A 17,134-nucleotide genomic window follows, 5' to 3' on the forward strand; every position below is an offset into this window, starting at 1 on the left:
TTTTTCGTTGACAGCCCCCGAGCTTCCTCATACCCTCGCGAAACATTCAACGTGCCGGGACCAATACGGACGTGGGCAGCATCTATCTGATTCGACATGGCCAGGCCTCATTCGGTGCAGACGACTACGATGTCCTGTCACCCGTTGGCGTACGCCAGGCCGAAGTGCTGGGCAAGCACCTGGAGCAACTGGGCATCAGTCTCGATCGTTGCGTCAGTGGCAGTCTGCGTCGCCAACAACACACTGCCAACGCCGCCCTGGAGCACATGAGCAGAGCGCCGGCGCTGGACATCGACGAAGCCTTCAACGAATTCGATGCCGATGCGGTGATTCGCACGCTGCTGCCGGATCTGCTGCCGGAAGAGCCCGAGGCCCTGCATATCCTGCGTAACGGTGCGCAAAACCGCGCCGAGTTCCAGCGTCTGTTCGCCAAGCTGATCGGCCGCTGGATTTCCGGGGAACATGACAAGCCTGGCCTGCAAAGCTGGCAGGCCTATGTCGAACAGGTCGAAGGCGGCCTGCGGCGCATCCTCGACCAGGCCACCAGCAAACAGAATATCGCCGTGTTCACCTCCGGTGGCACCATCACCGCCCTGCTCCGCCTGATTACTGGCGTCCCGGCGGCAAAGGCCTTCGAACTGAATTGGCAAATCGTCAATACCTCGCTCAGCCAGCTGAAATTCCGCGGCAGCGAGGTGAGTCTGGCTTCCTTCAACAGCCATGTGCATTTACAGCTGCTGAAGGCGCCGGAGCTCATCACCTACCGATGAGCTCCAGCCCACTGCGGCCGTGAGGCTGCGCGAAAAAACCGAAAAAGGATAAGACCATGAGTGTTGCTGACATCGCCCAAACCATGCAGTCCAAGTTCAACGCCAGCGCCGCTGCAGGCCTGGATCTGGTATTCCAATTCAACATCGAAGATGGCGAGAACTACGCGCTGATCGTCAAGGACGGCACCTGCGCCCTCGAGCAAGGCGACAATCCGAACGCCAACGTGACCCTGATCATGGACAGCGAAACCCTCAAGGGCATCGTCAGCGGCGAAACCGACGGCATGCAGGCCTTCATGGCTGGCAAGCTGCGCGCTGAAGGCGACATGATGCTGGCGATGAAGCTGGGCGAACTGTTCCCGGTCTGATCGGCGAGCTGAGCGCAAGACACGAAAACCGGAGTCCTGGCACTCCGGTTTTTTTTGCCCGTGATTTGCGGCCAGGGTGACAAACCGACATGACTGATCAGGCAGTTTGATCGAGGTGCAACACGCCCGCCTATAACGGCGCGTATTGCTTGTGGCAGCCTGAGTGCAGCATTAGATTAACCAATTATCTAGGGCACCCATCATAAGCAGAAGGGATAAGCATGGCGCTCACCGACCAATCCACCCGCATCCGCACTGGCGAAGAACTCGACGCCGACGTCATCGACGCTTATCTGAAAGCCAATATTCCGGGCCTGAGCGGCACAGCCAAGATCAGCCAGTTCCCCGGCGGCGCTTCGAACCTGACCTACCTGATCGAATACCCGCAGCAGGAATTCGTCCTACGCCGCCCGCCGTTCGGCCACAAGGCCAAGTCGGCCCACGACATGGGCCGTGAGTACCGCATTCTCAACCAGCTCAACGCTGGTTTCCCCTACTGCCCCAAGGCTTACGTGCACTGCACCGACGAGTCGGTGATCGGCGCCGAGTTCTATGTGATGGAGCGGGTCAAGGGCATCATCCTGCGTTCGGAGATGCCGACCGAGCTGAACTTCAGCCCCGAGCAGACCAGCGCGCTGTGCAAGAGCTTCATCGACAAGCTGGTCGAGCTGCATAACGTCGATTACAACGCCTGCGGCCTGGGCGACCTGGGCAAACCCGAGGGCTATGTCGGGCGTCAGATCAAGGGCTGGAGCGAGCGCTACGAGAAAGCCCTGACTCCGGACGCACCGACCTGGGAGCCGGTCAAGGCCTGGCTCAATGACAAGATGCCGGCCGATCACCACAAGCCGGGCATCGTGCATAACGACTACCGCTTCGACAACGTGATCCTCGACCCGAACAACCCGATGCAGATCATCGGTGTGCTCGACTGGGAGATGACCACCATCGGTGACCCGCTGATGGACCTGGGTAACACCCTGGCCTACTGGATCGAGGCCGACGACCCGGCTCCGGTGCAACTGATGCGTCGCCAGCCGAGTAACGCGCCGGGCATGCTTACCCGCCAGCAGTTCGTCGACTACTACGCCGAAAAAGCCGGCATCGAGATCAAGAGTTTCGACTTCTACTACACCTACGGCCTGTTCCGTCTGGCCGGCATCGTGCAGCAGATCTACTACCGCTTCTACCACGGCCAGACCCAGGACAAGCGCTTCGCCCAGTTCATTCAGATGAACAAGCTGCTGGAGCAGATGTGCCTGCAGGTCATTGGCAAATCCACTCTCTAACCCCGGGGTAATCACAATGTCTAAGACCCAACTGTTCGACCTCGACGGCAAGATCGCCTTCGTTTCCGGCGCCAGCCGCGGCATCGGCGAGGCCATTGCCAAGCTGCTGGCTCAGCAAGGCGCGCACGTGATCGTCTCCAGCCGCAAGATCGAAGGCTGCCAGGCCGTGGCCGACGCCATCGTCGCGGAAGGCGGCAAGGCCACCGCCATCGCCTGCCACATCGGCGAAATGGAGCAGATCACCAACGTCTTCGCGCAGATCAAGGAACAGTTCGGTCGTCTCGACATCCTGGTCAACAACGCCGCGACCAACCCGCAATTCTGCAACGTGCTGGACACCGACCTGGGCGCCTTCCAGAAAACCGTGGACGTAAACATCCGCGGCTACTACTTCATGTCCATCGAAGGCGGCAAGCTGATGAAGGAAAACGGTGGCGGCTCGATCATCAACGTTGCCTCGATCAACGGCGTATCCCCCGGCGAATTCCAGGGCATCTACTCGGTGACCAAGGCCGCGGTAATCAGCATGACCAAGGTGTTCGCCAAGGAGTGCGCGCAGTTCGGCATTCGCTGCAACGCTCTGCTGCCGGGCCTGACCGACACCAAGTTCGCTTCGGCACTGACCAAGAACGACGCCATTCTCAAGCACGCCCTGCAGCGCATCCCACTCAAGCGCGTAGCCGACCCGAGCGAGATGGCCGGCGCGGTGCTCTACCTGGCCAGTGAAGCATCCAGCTACACCACCGGCGTGGCGCTCAACGTGGACGGCGGCTTCCTCTCCTGAGGCCAGATGCCATGAACGACAAAGGCACCTCAGGGTGCCTTTGTCGTAAGCAGGATAGGCCGAGCGCAGCGCAATTGCAGGGTGGGCGGGCGGCGCTCCGCTTCAGCCCGCCAATGAAGGTCGCGGTGGGCTAAAGCCCACCCTACGCCACCAAAGCGAACGCCAACTTCGCTCCCCCTCTCCCGCCCTTTGGGCACCCTCTCCCATAAATGGGAGAAGGTCATCAGATGGCCGCAGGCGGCCGCTACCAATCCTTCAGCGCAGCTTCAGCTGCGGGGTTCATCGGCTCTGCCAACAGGCCGGTCGGCGTCAGGCTGACGCTGTACACCGCATCGGCGGCAATTGGCAGGTAGGTGACGCGCAGCGCCTGCGGATCGAACAGCAGCAGATCACGCTGACTCAGACGCAGCCAGCGCCACAGGTCCACGCCATAGGGGCTCTCGGCCAACTGCACGCGACCGTGTTGCGCCAACGCCTGCTGCTCGATGGCCAGAAAACGCCCGGATAGACGTTCCAGACGGTAACCCGGCTCTAGGCCAATCAGCTCAGCCAGGCCTTTCCAGCGAATCAGTCGGCCGTCGAGTTGCCACATGTCGCCCTCGAGCGTGAGCGTGCGCTCGCGCCCCCCTTCGAGCAGCGTCACCTGATAACGCTGCGGACCATCAGCCTTGAAGCTCAGCGTCACCAGCGGCTTGCCCGCCTGCAGCGGCTCGTAGGCATACAGATCGTAAGCCACCAGCCCCACCAAGCCAGCCAGGGCGAGAAATGCCAGACCACAGGTGCCACGCAACCAGCCGAGGAACCAGCCCGTATTGAGCAGAATGCGCAATGCCACCAGCAGCGCCAATACGGCCAACAGCGCCACGGCCCAGGCCAACCCGTCGTATTGCATCGATTGCGTTCCTTCTCTGACGAAATCCCGGCATTATGCGCAGCTCTCCCCACGACGAACAGCCAGCAGGCTGCGCACTCGCCCACAAGTCGACACTTTATATGCCATTCGTTCTCGAGCTCGCCATCGACCCCAGCACGCTAGCCATACTCGCCCTGGTCGCCTTCATCGCCGGCTTCATCGACGCCATTGCCGGTGGCGGCGGCCTGCTGACCATCCCTGCCCTGCTTACCGCAGGTTTACCACCGCACCTGGTGCTGGGCACCAACAAGCTGTGCGCCACCTTCGGCTCGGGCACCGCGGCTCTCACGTTCTATCGCCGCAAGCTGTTCGATCCGAAGCAATGGCGCAACGCGTTGCTGGCAACCCTGATCGGCGCTCTGCTCGGCGCCGTCATCGCGCACTGGATGCCGGCCGCCTGGCTCAACCAGATGCTGCCGGTGATCGTCTTCGCCTGCGGTGTCTACCTGCTGTTCGGACGTATGCCGGAGGCACCAGCCGAACACGATCTGCCGATCGCACGCGGCCGGCAATGGCCGCAAGGGCTTGGCCTAGGACTCTACGATGGAGTGGCGGGCCCTGGCACCGGCGCGTTCTGGACGGTCAGCAGCCTGCTGATGTATCCACTCGACCTGGTGCGCGCCAGCGGCGTGGCGCGCACCATGAACTTCGTCAGCAACGCGGCGGCGCTGGCGGTGTTCATCGCCTTTGGTCAGGTAGCCTGGGTGCTCGGTCTGAGCATGGGCGCCGCCTTGATGGTAGGCGCCTTTCTCGGTGCCCGCACCGCGATCAAAGGCGGTTCGAAGTTCATTCGCCCGGTGTTCATTACGGTGGTATTGGCACTGACCGCGCGCCTGGTCTGGCAGCACTGGGTCGCGTAGGGCGGGTGCAACCCGCCACAGCATCGATTTTGCGGGTTACACCCGCCCTAAGGCAGACTGGGCTCGGGCAAACCGAGGCGGCGAGCGACGTAGAGGTCGATTAGATGGCGGGCAATGGAGCGCGACGCTGGCAACGGCGGCAAGTCATCGACACGGAACCAGCGCGCATCCTCGATCTCATCTTCCTGCATGACGATCTCGCCGCTGGCGTACTCAGCGTGGAAGCCAAGCATCAGCGAATGCGGGAACGGCCAGCCCTGACTACCGATGTACTGCAGGTTTTTCACCTCGACGCCGACTTCCTCACGCACCTCGCGCGCCACGCAATGCTCCACGGATTCGCCCGGCTCGACGAACCCGGCCAGGGTGCTGTACACGCCGGTGACGAACCGCGGTGAACGTGCCAGGAGTATCTCGTCGCCCCGTGTGACCAGCACGATCATACTCGGCGAAATGCGCGGATAGTGCTGCGATTCGCAGCTGTCGCAACGCATCGCCCGCTCACCAGGAAGCTGGCGCGTCGGCGTACCGCAACTGCCGCAATAACGATGCTCGGCGTACCAGGTGCCGATCTGCGCGGCGTAGGCCAGCATGCGAAAGGTTTCTGCGTCGCCCTGCAGCATGAACTGACGCAGGCTCTGCCAGCTGCAGCCCTCCAGCGTCGCCGAGGGCTTGAGTTGCAGCAGGTATACGGCATCGTCACCGAAATGACCGATCCCCTGCTCGCCAAGAATCGGCAAGTCCTGGCGCTTGACCCAGTCACGCGGGAACAGCACGCCATTGCTGTCGGCAAGAAACTGCTGCTGGTTGTATAGCAGCGCCCAGCCGCCTGGCTGGGCAGGATCGAGAAAGGTATTGCGCCAGACCATCAGGCTGCCACCGGCATGCCCAGTGCCTTGACGCTTTCTTCAGCCAGGTCGAGCACGCTGGGACGGGTTTCAGGACGCATCACCGCGCCCGCTTCCAGGTAGTACTCGAGGCTGCTCAAGGCATCAGCCAGGGTTTCCAGCATCTGCTCCGACGGCATTTGCGCCGACTCGAGCATGCGCGCCTGGATATAGTCGGCACAGGCACCAACCAGTATCGCGGCACGGCGCTGCTCGAGGAACCACAAGCCGCCACGCACGGCCTGCAGGCTGAACGGTACGTTGGACAGGTGCATCTTGTCGCCAGCCGACTCCAGATACGCGGTGATCGCGCGCTTGGCCAAAGCCAGACCGGCCTGGGCCTCGTCGACCACGACGATACGGGCTTCGTTGAGCTGATGAGTGGCGAAAGAGTCAGCCTCATTGCCCGGCTCGACGGCAGCCGGCCTGATATCGCGACCTTCGCCACGTTCCAGGCTGGCCACCATGCCTTCGACGTAGAGCACGGCATCGGCCAGCTTGTGCAACTGCTCAGCCTGTGGCGGCGTGTCTTCGCTCCAGGCGGCGACCAGCGGCAACTGCGCGCCGAGCGAGTTGCCGGCAGAGTTCAGGCCGACCATGCCCAGGGTCTTGGCCAACTTGCCCAGCAACGCATGCAGGGTGCCCAAGGTTTCGCCTTGCAAAGTGCCGCGCTCGAGCAGATCGAGCATGTCCTTGACGCTGGCCAGCTCTTCACGAATCGCCGTGGACAACGAACGCATCACCGCCTGGCCCGGCCCGGCCAGGCGCTGGTATTCCTCTTCCAGCAGGTGGTCGGTGAATGGCAACGGCGTGAGGCCGAACACTCCGCGCATGGCGCTGGCATGCGGGCCATGGCTGTCGGCCAGCGCGACCAGATACAGCAGCTCTTTCAGCAAACTGCGCGGTGCTTCGTACTGGGGGTTACCGAGCATCAGCTTGAGTTCGCGATCAACCCGCGAGAACAGCTGCTTGCGCGATTTGCGTGGCAGCAGTTGACCATCACACTGCGCTTCGATGGCGGCAGCGCCAATCCAGCACATGCGCCCACGCGGCTCATTGGCGAACAGGCTGTCCAGGCGCGCCATGGCACGCACCATCAGCTTGAGGCTGGCCTGCGGATTCTGCTCACGAATGAAGCCCAGCAGCCCTACCTGATACATGTGACGCAGGCGCTTGCCTTCGCTCAGTTTGGCCGCGCCATCGAGTGGCTGGGTAGCTGTATGTGGCCGCGCATGATCGAGGCGCACACTGAAGAAGAAACTTTCCGGCAGCGGCTGCTGGGCGCCAGCCTGACGCAAATCGTTGATCGCCGGCAGCAACAGTTCAGGCATTTCCTGGCGATGAGCGTCGACGTTTTCCAGATAACGGCGCAGCACATGCAGGGCATTGCTCAGAGCCGAGAGCTGCGCGTCGCGCTCCTCACCTGCTCCGGCTGGAATATCGGTCGCCTGATCCAGCACTTCCTGGGCCAGCAACTCGGCACCGGCCAGCTCGATCAGGTTGAGCGTGCCGCGTACCTGGTGCAGGCTTTCCACCGCCTGCTGCAACAGGCTGCCGTTGTGCCGCTCGGCGATGAAATGCTCCAGGCTCTGCTCGGCCTCTTCCATGGTGACGAACAGCTCGTCGCGCACCAGATTCAGGGATGTGGCTCCACTTACCATGCTCTAGGCCTCGCAGCGAACATCAGCGAATACGGCATCAGTCGGCGAACTCCGGCTTCTGCTTGGTCATGTGCGCCGCCATTGCCAGGCGCAGGTCTTCCGACTGCAGCATGGCGGCATTCCAGGTAGCGATATATTCAAGGCCATCATCGACCCGATGATCGCGCATGTAGCGAATCATTTCCTTGGTTCCACGCACGGCAATCGGCGACTTGGCTGCGATTTGTGCGGCGATTTCCATCACCCCGGCCAGCAGCGCTTCCTGATCTTCGTAGGTGCGATTGACCAGGCCGATGCGAGCAGCCTCGTTACCGTCGATGGTGCGCCCGGTGAAGGCCAGCTCACGCATCATGCCGTCGCCGATGATGCGCGGCAGGCGCTGCAGTGTGCCGACGTCAGCGGCCATGCCCATGTCGATTTCCTTGATGGAGAACTGCGCGTCGACGCTGCAATAGCGCATGTCGCAGGCGCTGATCAGATCGATGGCGCCGCCAATGCAGTAACCCTGAATGGCAGCCAGCACCGGCTTGTGGCAGTTGTCTACAGCGTTGAAAGAGGCTTGCAGCTCGAGAATCTTGCGCCGCAGTGCCGAGGCATTACGACCAACGTCCTCGCCCAGCTGTGCCCCGACCGAGGCGAGCAGCATCAGGTCGATGCCCGAAGAAAAGTGTTTGCCGGCACCGGAGAGCACCACGACACGCACCGCATCGTTGTCATCGACCCACTGGAAGATCTCGATGATCTCACGCCAGAAGTCGGCATTCATGGCGTTGATCTTGTCCGGACGGTTGATCTGCACGTGGGCGATCTTGTCCACCAGCTCGACGCGGAAGGCTTTGTAGTCGGACATGGCAGGCATCCTCAGCCGCGGCTCGGCAGCACAGTAACAATTTTGTGATTAATAACCGAGCAACTATAACAAGCACGCCATAAAAGTCGATGCTTGCCACTGTGACGCAGGGCACGCCCCGGACGTTAACAACCGCTTTGAATGTCAGAGATAAGAGATTGATCTGCCGAGGATCTTGCTCCCCGACAGATCCACAACAGGTTTATTCCACCAAGCAATCCACGCAGTACTCGCCCGCTTCGGTTTGCAAGCCGTGCACGTCGATATCGAACCCCGGGAAGGCCTGGTCGAAGGTCCGCGCGAAGGCCAGGTAGTCGAGAATCGAGCGCGTGGCGGCAGTGAAGCGCTCGCCCGGCATGATCAGCGGAATGCCCGGCGGGTAAGGCACCAGCATCACCGCAGCGATACGTCCCTGCAACTGATCAATGGGCACAGCCTCGACCTCGCCGCGCACCAGGCGGTCATAGGCATCGGCAGGTTTGATCGCCAGCTCGGGCAACGCCGTGTACATGCTTTTCAGCGCTTTGGCCGTGGCGTTTTCGCGGTAGCAGCCATGCAGCGCGTCGCACAGATCACGCAGGCCCATGCCCTGGTAGCGGCCCGTGCCGGCGTGGGCGATGGAAGGCAGCACGTCTATCAGCGGCAGATTGGCGTCGTAGCTGCGCTTGAACTCCAGCAGCTCGGTCAGCAGCGTGCTCCACTTGCCCTTGGTGATGCCCATGGAGAACAGCACCAGGAAGGAGTACAGGCCGGTTTTCTCCACCACTAGGCCGCGCTCCCAGAGAAACTTGCTGACCACCGCTGCAGGAATCCCCTGCTGCTCCAGCTTGCCGGCTGCATTGAGGCCGGGCATCACCAACGTGACCTTGATCGGATCGAGCAGCACATAGTCATCGGCCACTTCGCCGAAGCCATGCCAGTCGGCGTCCGGTTGCAACACCCAGTCGGAGGTCTTCAGGCTGTCGGCGCCATCGGCCTCACCTGGCTGCCAGATACTGAACCACCAGTCCTCGGCGCTCAGGTTGCGCCGCACATTGGCCAGGGCACGGCGAAAGCTCAGCGCCTCATCGAAGGTTTCCTGGATCAGCGAACGGCCGGCCGGCCCTTCCATCATCGCCGAGGCTACATCCAGCGAGGCAATGATGCCGTATTGCGGCGAGGTGGAAATGTGCATCATGAAGGCTTCGTTGAAGCGGTCGCGATCCAGCTGCCGCTGCCCGCCGTCCTGCACGTGAATCATCGAGGCCTGACTAAAGGCGGCCAGCAGCTTGTGCGTCGAATGGGTGCTGAACACCAGCGGCGAGCGCTCGTCGTATTGGGTGCCCATGCCATAGCGGCCAGCATAGAACTCGTGAAAGGCGGCGTAGGCGTACCAGGCCTCGTCGAAGTGCAGCACCTCCACCGAGTCGCCCAGCGCCTGCTTGACCATCTCGGCGTTGTAACAGAGCCCGTCATAGGTGGAATTGGTCACCACCGCCAGCTTGACCTTGGGCGCACGACCACGCGCCAGCGGGCTGGCGTCGATCTTGGCCTGGATCGACGCCTTGCTGAACTCGCCCAGTGGAATCGGCCCGATGATCCCCAGTTCGTTACGTTCCGGGCAGAGGTAAAGCGGAATCGCGCCGGTCATGATGATCGAGTGCAGGATCGACTTGTGGCAGTTGCGATCCACCAGCACCAGGTCATCACGCCCGACCATCGAATGCCAGACGATCTTGTTCGCCGTCGAGGTGCCGTTGATCACGAAGAAGGTGTGATCGGCGCCGAAGTTGCGCGCTGCGCGCGCCTCGGCCTCGGCCAATGGTCCGGTGTGATCGAGCAGCGAGCCCAGCTCCGGCACCGACACGGACAGATCCGAACGCAGGGTGTTTTCGCCAAAGAACTGGTGGAAGGCCTGGCCCACCGGGCTCTTGCGATAGGCCACGCCGCCGCCATGCCCTGGCGTGTGCCAGGAATAGTTGGATTGTGCAGTGTGCTGCACCAGCGCCTTGAAGAACGGCGGTAGCAGGCCGTCGAGGTAGTTATGCGCCGCGCGCGCCACCTGCCTGGCGAGAAAGGACACGGTGTCTTCGTAGAGATAGAGGATGCCACGCAGGTGGTTGAGATCGGCCATGGCCTCGGCCGGCGCGTTCTCGATGGTGACCTGCTCGCCCAGGGCAAAAATCGGCAATTGCGGCGCACGCACTCGCGCCACGCGGATAAGCTCGACCATGTCCTGCAACAGGCGGCTGTTCTCCCCCGCCCCCTCGGCCGCCACCAGGATGCAGGCCAGGCCGTGGTGAGTGGACGCGACGATACGCCCCTCGGCAGCGCTCGCCGTGGGCAGAATGCTGAAACCGTCCTGGGTAAGCTCCTGAGCGATGGCGCGCACGCGATCACCGGCCACGGTGTCGGCCTTGATGTCACGGTGCACGATTAGGACGGGGAATTTGAGATCTTTATACATTGTGACGTCCTGAAGGCTGGCAGGCCTGGCCTGCCCATCGCCTCAGGTTAGAGGCTCCCCCTGATCGGCGGAACCCCCTGTGCATCACGCTATAAGAAAAGGTCGCAATTGCGCTGTTCGGTTATTCCGGCGCTTTTTCCAGCTGCGCCCATAACGACGGGCCACCAGCGGATTTCTCGATCACGGCTAGGCGCGCCAGATGCGCTGCAAGTTCCTCTTCGCTGGCGCGAATGACGCGAGTGCGCGGACGAGAGGCGTCCAGACGGCGGATCGGCGTGGCCTGCTGGCGCCCGCTGCCATCGCCATCGGCGTCCTCACCGGCCAGAGACAGATTGGTCTGCCCACCAGTCATCGCCAGGTAGACGTCGGCGAGAATCTCCGAGTCGAGCAAGGCGCCATGCAGCTCGCGGTTGGAGTTGTCGACGCCGTAACGCTTGCACAACGCATCCAGGCTGTTGCGCTGCCCCGGATGACGCTCGCGAGCCATCATCAAGGTATCGAGTACCGAGCAGTAATCGCTGACGTCGGCACGCTCGCTCTGCCCCAGCAGGGCGAACTCGTTGTTGATGAAGCCAACGTCGAACGCCGCGTTGTGGATGATCAGTTGGGCGCCTTTGATGAACTCGTAGAATTCATCGGCGACCTCCTTGAAGCGCGGCTTGTCGGCGACGTACTCGTTGGTAATGCCGTGAACCGCGATGGCGCCTTCGTCGATTTCACGATCGGGGTTGAGGTAAACGTGGAAATGACGCCCGGTCAGGCGGCGGCCCAGCAATTCGACACAACCGATCTCGATGATGCGATGCCCGTCAGTGACCGGCATACCCGTGGTTTCGGTATCCAGCACTACGTAGCGTTTGACGGTGTTCTCGGTTGTCACGCCTTGCCTCTCTCATCTAATTCGGGTTGCCGCACAGTCAGCGCAGCATCTTAACTCAGGTGCTGTATCACCGCTCAGCGCGCCGCACGCACATCGTCGACACCGCGATTGGCCAACTGGTCGGCACGCTCGTTGCCGGGGTGGCCTGTATGCCCACGCACCCACTGCCAGCTCACCTGGTGGCGATTCACTTCCTCATCCAGCTTCTGCCAGAGGTCGGCGTTTTTCACCGGCTCTTTCGAAGCGGTCTTCCAGCCGCGTTTCTTCCAATTCGGTAGCCATTCCTGGATACCTTTCATCACGTACTGCGAGTCGGTCACCAGCTTGACCGAGCACGGCCGGGTCAGCGCGATCAGGCCGGCAATCGCCGCCATCAGCTCCATGCGATTGTTGGTGGTATTGGGGTCGCCGCCCCAAAGTTCCTTCTCCACGCCTTTGTACACCAGCAGCGCACCCCAACCTCCGGGGCCGGGATTGCCCTTGCAGGCACCGTCGGTGTAAATCACCACATCATGGGTTTCAGACATTCATAAACTCTGTACAGAATTGTTTGGCCGCAGCCTGGCATTCAGTTGTCGAGATCGCGCCGACTGACCTTGGCCACCGGCATTGGCAGCAGCTTGCCCATCGGCTCGCGGCGCGATTGCCGCAAGGGGCGCAAGCCGACCACCAGCTTGCGTGCCACCAACAGGTAGAAACCGGCGCCCGGCAACTGCCAGGCATCGCCCCAGCTCTCCATTCGCCACAGGCGCATTTGCCAGGCCAGCGAAGCGAGCGGCGGACGATAGCACCCGAACCGGCGTTTCTCCAACGCAAAGCCCAGCAAACTCAGCCAGTCGCCGACGCGGCTCGGGGCGATGCAACGCGCCTTGGCCAAACCATCCCGGGCAAACAGGCGCCGCACGCCCCAGGCGCTCCAGGGGTGAATACCCAGAATCAGCAGATGCCCGCCAGGCCTGACGCTGCGAGCCGCCTCACGTAGCAGGCCGTGAGGCGACAGACTGAAATCCAGGCCGTGCTGCAGCACCACCACATCGGCGGCGTGCTCACCCAAAGGCCAGGATTGCTCCTCACAGACAATCTGCACGCCAGGCATCGGCGCGCCAAGGCGCACGTTGTGCTGGATCTGCCCTGCCCTGGGCGGACCTTCGGCGCCGGGGCCGTAGCTCACCAGATAACCACCGAAAAAGCGCGCCAGCTCTTCTTCCAGCAAGCGCCGCTCCTCCTCCAGTAACAGCTGGCCGAGCGGCCCGGCAAGCCAGTCGCGCGCCTCGCCGATGAGTTTGAGCCACTCAGGGTCGGCCTGGGCGAATGCCTGATCAGTCATCGCTGCCTCCGCATGACAGGTTCTGCATGTCGTGTCTAAGATGCACCTTTATCACCAGCTTAGCGACCCGCAATGATCCAGATCGACGCGCTGCCCGCCTTCAATGACAACTATATCTGGCTGCTGCAGGAGGCCCGCAGCAAACGCTGCGCCGTGGTCGACCCCGGTGATGCGGCGCAGGTCATGGCCTGGCTCGAGGCCCATCATGACTGGACGCTCAGCGACATCCTGATCACTCACCATCACTTCGATCATGTTGGCGGTGTCGAGCAACTGAAGACAGTTACCGGCGCCCGTGTCGCCGGCCCGGCGGCGGAAAAGATTCCGGCTCGTGACGTCGACCTCAAGGATAACGACGCAATCGAGCTGCTCGGCCTGCGCTTCGAGGTCATGGCTGTACCTGGGCATACCCTCGGCCATATCGCCTACTACCACGCCGAACAGAATCTGCTGTTCTGTGGCGACACCCTGTTCGCGGGTGGCTGTGGCCGCCTCTTCGAAGGTACGCCGCAACAGATGCACCAGTCGCTGAGCCGCCTGGCAGCGCTCCCTGGTGCAACACGGGTCTACTGCACCCACGAATACACCCTGAGCAACCTGCGCTTCGCCCATGCCGTCGAGCCGCACAACCCGGACGTCAGTGCGCGCCTGGCCGAGGTGGCCCGCTGGCGTGATGAGGGTCGCATCAGCCTGCCGTCGAACATCGAACTGGAACTGGCCACCAATCCTTTCCTGCGTGTTGACGAGCCTTCGGTCGTCGCTGCGACCAACGGACGCGACGACCGGCAGTCGAGCGAGCCAAGCGCCGTATTCGCTAGCCTGCGTGCCTGGAAGGACAAGTTTTAGTCGCTGAGAAAAAGGTCGACAGGCCCGCAAAAGACCAGATTAAGACTGGTGAAAACTTGACCACCCCCGGCCCGATTCCTAGAATCGCCCGATCTTTTCGCCGGGACATACACCTCACCCAATGCTTTTATCATCACGCAAGCCATTGAATATAAAGGCGTTGGCGCGAAGCTCCCGAGCGCTCGCGGTGATGTGCAGCATGATCCTGGCCGGCTGTCAGAGCCTGCCCAGCGACACTCCGGACCGTTCGGCTGACACTTCCCGAGCCGTGGGCCTGGAGCGCGAGCCGGAGTGGCTCAACAACCAGGTCAAGCCGCGCGAATACGCCGATATCTGGGAACGCGTACGCGACGGCTTCAAGCTGCAGGATGAAATCGGCATCAACCCGCGCATCGAACGCGTGCGCCTGTGGTACGCCAGCAATCCAAAACACGTCAATACCGTCAGCGAACGCAGCGCACCTTATATCCACTACATCGTCGAGCGCCTGGCCGAACGCGACATGCCGATGGAGCTGGCGCTGCTGCCGGTGATCGAAAGTGCTTACGACCCACTGGCCTACTCCTCGGCACATGCGGTCGGCCTCTGGCAGTTCATTCCTTCGACCGGCCGCCATTACAATCTGCGCCAGACCAACTGGTACGACGGCCGCCGCGACGTCACTGCATCGACCGAGGCAGCGCTCAACTATCTCAGCCGCCTGCATGAAATGTTCAACGGCGATTGGCTGCTCGCCCTGGCCGCCTACAACGCCGGCGAAGGCCGCATCAGCCGCGCCATCGAGCGCAACGAGAAGCTCGGCCTGCCCAGCGACTACTGGAACCTGTCGCTGCCCAAGGAAACCGAGGACTACGTCCCCAAGCTACTGGCGCTGTCACAGGTGATCCTGACGCCGGAAGCCTACAGCGTGAGCCTTTCGCCAATTGCCAACGAACCCTATTTCGAACAGATCGCAATCAAGCAGCACATGGATCTGTCGCGCGTCGCCAAACTGGCCGACCTGGATGAACAGGAGCTGCTGCAGCTCAACCCCGCCTACAAGCGCGGTATTACCCTCGACGGTCCGCAACATCTGTTGGTGCCAACCGATAAGGCAGAAATGCTCAGCGCCAACCTGGCCCTGATGAAACCGCAGGAAATGGTCGACTGGCAGAGCTACACCGTGCGCTCCGGCGATAGTCTGCACGCCATCGCCAACCGTCATCACCTGTCGGTGAGCATGCTCAAGGACGTCAATCGCCTGAGCAGCAACAACCTGAGCATCGGCCAGGTGCTGACCATTCCTGGCAAACCTGGCGCGCAACCGAGCGAGCCGCTGTATCAGCAGCGCGGCGTCGCGCAGAGCGCGAGCGCGCGGACCTATCAGGTGAAGAACGGCGACAACCTGTGGCAGATCGCTCGCGCCAACCAGGTCGCGGTGCATGACCTGAAGCGCTGGAACAAGCTGCAGGGCAATGCGTTGAAAGTCGGCCAGGTGCTCACGCTGGCAGCCGCCGACAGCGGCGCGCGCGTCGCCAGCACCGCTCGCAGCACCGCCACTTCACGGGACAAGGCCACCTACTACCGCGTACAGCATGGCGATTCGCTGTATGTGATCGCCAAGCGCTTCAAGATTGACCTCAAGCGCCTGCAGGCCTGGAATCCACGCAGCAGCAAGCTGCAACCAGGGGAAATGCTGACCCTCTATCTGCCGTGATCAGCGCTTGCTGATCGCCTCCAGGCAACGCCCCGCCAGTTGCGTGAAACGCTGAAACGCCACGAACTGCTCATGTCGCAGCGCCCGCCCGGACAGCCTGCTGTCGGCATACAGCACGCCGATTTCCCGCGTACCCGCGATGATCGGCGCGATGAAGAACATGCCAGCGCCAAGACTGCGCCGAATCGGCTGGGTCACCAGCTCGGCCAGGTTGTAGCTGGCGGGCACGCCCATCCAGATCGCCTCGCGATGGCGCAGCGCATAACTGAAGATATGCGGCTGCTCCACCTGCTCGGCTGGCAGCACGAAGTCTTCCAGCCATTGCTGAGACTTTTCACCGATCACCCGCTTGGCGCGGAAGCGGCTTTGCCCATCGGCCAGCACCGTGAGCATCACCCGCTCCAGGCCAGCGCCCCGATGCAGGCCTTTTAGCAAGGTGTCGAGCACCAGCCCGACATCGGCCTTGGCATTGACCATCAGGCCGAGATCCTGCAATGCCTGCTGCATAACCAACAGATCCGGCTGCAGCAAACGCGCACGACGCTCCTCCTGCTGCTGGCGAATCTGCTCGGGATCGGTATTGGGAATCAGTCGGCACAACTTGCTGGCGCCGAAGGTCGAGGCGACCTTGACCGCCTCATCAGCACTGGCCAGCACCTGCTGCAGGGTTTCCTCCGGCGTCAGCTCGATAAACGCTGCCACCTTGCCCAGCACGCCCTCCATTTCTGCACAGTCCCAGCCATCCAGCGCCGCCTCGCTGATGCGCACGCCCAACTGTACGGCGTAGGCGGCCGGATCATGCTGGCTGGCGCCCGCCTGAGCGAGGATGGCGGTTTCGCCGAGATTCCAGCTTTTCAGCAACGCCTGGGTAAGTTGACGAAAGCTGGCACCGAGCACCTCACGCACGGCCTCATCGACATCGACACCGGGGCGCTCAAGGGCATCGGCCAGTTCGTCAGCCTGCGCCCCACCGCAGCCCCAGAACGCCAGCTCGCCCAGATGATGGAGCAGCGCAGCGATGAACACTTCTTCGCTGTGCCCGGAAATGACATAGCCAGCCAGGTTGCGCGCCTGCACCGCGGCATGGAAAGAACGCGCGAGTAACATCTGCAACTGCTCACGCGGTGCACGGGTAAGCAGCCCGTCTATCAGGCTCACCGAAAGACTGATCAGGCGCACATTGTCGAAGCCGATCAGTACGATGGCCCGCGAGATGGTCTTGATGGTTTCCTGGGAAGGGTTGTAGTAGACGCTGTTGCCGACCCGTAGCACCTTGCTGGTCAGCGCCGCATCACGCAGCAACACATCAGCCAACTGCTGCACTGAAGCAGAATCCTGCTGCGCAAGGCGCTGCAGATCCTGCACCACTGCAGCCAGCGCGGGCAGTTCGGCTTGGTTCAGGCGATCGATCCATGACTGCAAACCATGGCTTCGTTCCGACAAATTCGTACCCTCGTGGTGTGTCCCTGAAGTGTATGTCATAGCGTCGCAAGCGCCCGCCCGCCGCTGCACTCTTTTTCCTGTCCATACAAGCTGTTACTGTACCGACCCAGAAGC

General features: G+C 62.1%; 16 protein-coding genes. 7 read left to right on the forward strand and 9 right to left on the reverse strand.

Annotated features, from left to right (window positions below; all coding sequences use genetic code 11):
- The first annotated feature begins 71 nt into the window (after window positions 1–71).
- From JWV26_RS23190 to JWV26_RS23205, 4 genes are all read left to right on the forward strand, one after another.
- Entirely contained in the window at window positions 72–770 is a 699-nt protein-coding gene (locus JWV26_RS23190) for a histidine phosphatase family protein (protein ID WP_072423847.1), read from the forward strand.
- 56 nt (window positions 771–826) lie between these two features.
- Window positions 827–1,138: an SCP2 sterol-binding domain-containing protein gene (locus JWV26_RS23195; RefSeq protein WP_003459932.1), complete on the forward strand. Its 312-nt coding sequence runs from the start codon at window positions 827–829 to the stop codon at window positions 1,136–1,138.
- A gap of 221 nt (window positions 1,139–1,359) precedes the next feature.
- On the forward strand, window positions 1,360–2,427 hold the full coding sequence (locus JWV26_RS23200) for a phosphotransferase family protein (protein WP_072423846.1): 1,068 nt from the start codon (window positions 1,360–1,362) through the stop codon (window positions 2,425–2,427).
- A gap of 16 nt (window positions 2,428–2,443) precedes the next feature.
- Window positions 2,444–3,211 (forward strand): SDR family oxidoreductase, encoded by a 768-nt coding sequence (locus JWV26_RS23205; protein ID WP_045735980.1) that lies wholly within the window; start codon window positions 2,444–2,446, stop codon window positions 3,209–3,211.
- Window positions 3,212–3,455: 244 nt separating this feature from the next.
- Here the strand turns inward: JWV26_RS23205 and JWV26_RS23210 are convergent, their stop codons facing one another.
- Window positions 3,456–4,103, reverse strand: a complete 648-nt coding sequence (locus JWV26_RS23210) for a hypothetical protein (protein ID WP_072423845.1) — start codon at window positions 4,101–4,103, stop codon at window positions 3,456–3,458.
- A gap of 101 nt (window positions 4,104–4,204) precedes the next feature.
- Here JWV26_RS23210 and JWV26_RS23215 point away from each other — a divergent pair, with 101 nt between their 5' ends.
- Window positions 4,205–4,984 carry a TSUP family transporter gene (locus JWV26_RS23215; protein WP_072423844.1) on the forward strand — a complete coding sequence of 260 codons (780 nt, stop codon included), beginning with the start codon at window positions 4,205–4,207 and terminating at the stop codon, window positions 4,982–4,984.
- A 47-nt stretch (window positions 4,985–5,031) separates the two neighbouring features.
- Here JWV26_RS23215 and nudC read toward each other — a convergent pair whose 3' ends face one another.
- The 7 genes from nudC to JWV26_RS23250 form a co-directional block, all read right to left on the reverse strand.
- Window positions 5,032–5,853, reverse strand: coding sequence for an NAD(+) diphosphatase (gene nudC / locus JWV26_RS23220; protein ID WP_072423843.1), 822 nt, complete (start codon window positions 5,851–5,853; stop codon window positions 5,032–5,034).
- The gene (locus tag JWV26_RS23225) at window positions 5,853–7,532 is read right to left on the reverse strand and encodes a FimL-related protein (protein WP_072423842.1); all 1,680 of its coding nucleotides are present in this window, start codon (window positions 7,530–7,532) and stop codon (window positions 5,853–5,855) included. The genes nudC and JWV26_RS23225 overlap by 1 nt, the downstream gene beginning before the upstream one ends.
- A 37-nt stretch (window positions 7,533–7,569) precedes the next feature.
- On the reverse strand, window positions 7,570–8,382 hold the full coding sequence (locus JWV26_RS23230; protein WP_206417914.1) for a crotonase/enoyl-CoA hydratase family protein: 813 nt from the start codon (window positions 8,380–8,382) through the stop codon (window positions 7,570–7,572).
- A 202-nt stretch (window positions 8,383–8,584) separates the two neighbouring features.
- The gene (locus JWV26_RS23235) at window positions 8,585–10,828 is read right to left on the reverse strand and encodes an Orn/Lys/Arg family decarboxylase (RefSeq protein WP_074915232.1); all 2,244 of its coding nucleotides are present in this window, start codon (window positions 10,826–10,828) and stop codon (window positions 8,585–8,587) included.
- A 121-nt stretch (window positions 10,829–10,949) separates the two neighbouring features.
- On the reverse strand, window positions 10,950–11,651 hold the full coding sequence (gene dnaQ / locus JWV26_RS23240) for a DNA polymerase III subunit epsilon (RefSeq protein ID WP_045736105.1): 702 nt from the start codon (window positions 11,649–11,651) through the stop codon (window positions 10,950–10,952).
- A gap of 131 nt (window positions 11,652–11,782) precedes the next feature.
- The gene (rnhA, locus tag JWV26_RS23245; RefSeq protein WP_021488942.1) at window positions 11,783–12,235 is read right to left on the reverse strand and encodes a ribonuclease HI; all 453 of its coding nucleotides are present in this window, start codon (window positions 12,233–12,235) and stop codon (window positions 11,783–11,785) included.
- 41 nt (window positions 12,236–12,276) lie between these two features.
- The gene (locus tag JWV26_RS23250) at window positions 12,277–13,035 is read right to left on the reverse strand and encodes a class I SAM-dependent methyltransferase (protein WP_206417915.1); all 759 of its coding nucleotides are present in this window, start codon (window positions 13,033–13,035) and stop codon (window positions 12,277–12,279) included.
- A gap of 72 nt (window positions 13,036–13,107) precedes the next feature.
- Here JWV26_RS23250 and gloB point away from each other — a divergent pair, with 72 nt between their 5' ends.
- Both gloB and JWV26_RS23260 read left to right on the forward strand, forming a co-directional pair.
- The gene (gene gloB / locus JWV26_RS23255) at window positions 13,108–13,881 is read left to right on the forward strand and encodes a hydroxyacylglutathione hydrolase (protein ID WP_206417916.1); all 774 of its coding nucleotides are present in this window, start codon (window positions 13,108–13,110) and stop codon (window positions 13,879–13,881) included.
- Window positions 13,882–14,002: 121 nt separating this feature from the next.
- On the forward strand, window positions 14,003–15,577 hold the full coding sequence (locus JWV26_RS23260) for a lytic transglycosylase domain-containing protein (RefSeq protein WP_206417917.1): 1,575 nt from the start codon (window positions 14,003–14,005) through the stop codon (window positions 15,575–15,577).
- Here the strand turns inward: JWV26_RS23260 and JWV26_RS23265 are convergent, their stop codons facing one another.
- On the reverse strand, window positions 15,578–17,059 hold the full coding sequence (locus JWV26_RS23265; protein WP_396508989.1) for an HDOD domain-containing protein: 1,482 nt from the start codon (window positions 17,057–17,059) through the stop codon (window positions 15,578–15,580).
- Window positions 17,060–17,134: the final 75 nt, after the last annotated feature.

Origin of the sequence: Ectopseudomonas toyotomiensis (assembly GCF_017167985.1) — a bacterium.
In the GTDB taxonomy this organism is placed as follows: Bacteria; Pseudomonadota; Gammaproteobacteria; order Pseudomonadales; family Pseudomonadaceae; genus Aquipseudomonas; species Aquipseudomonas toyotomiensis.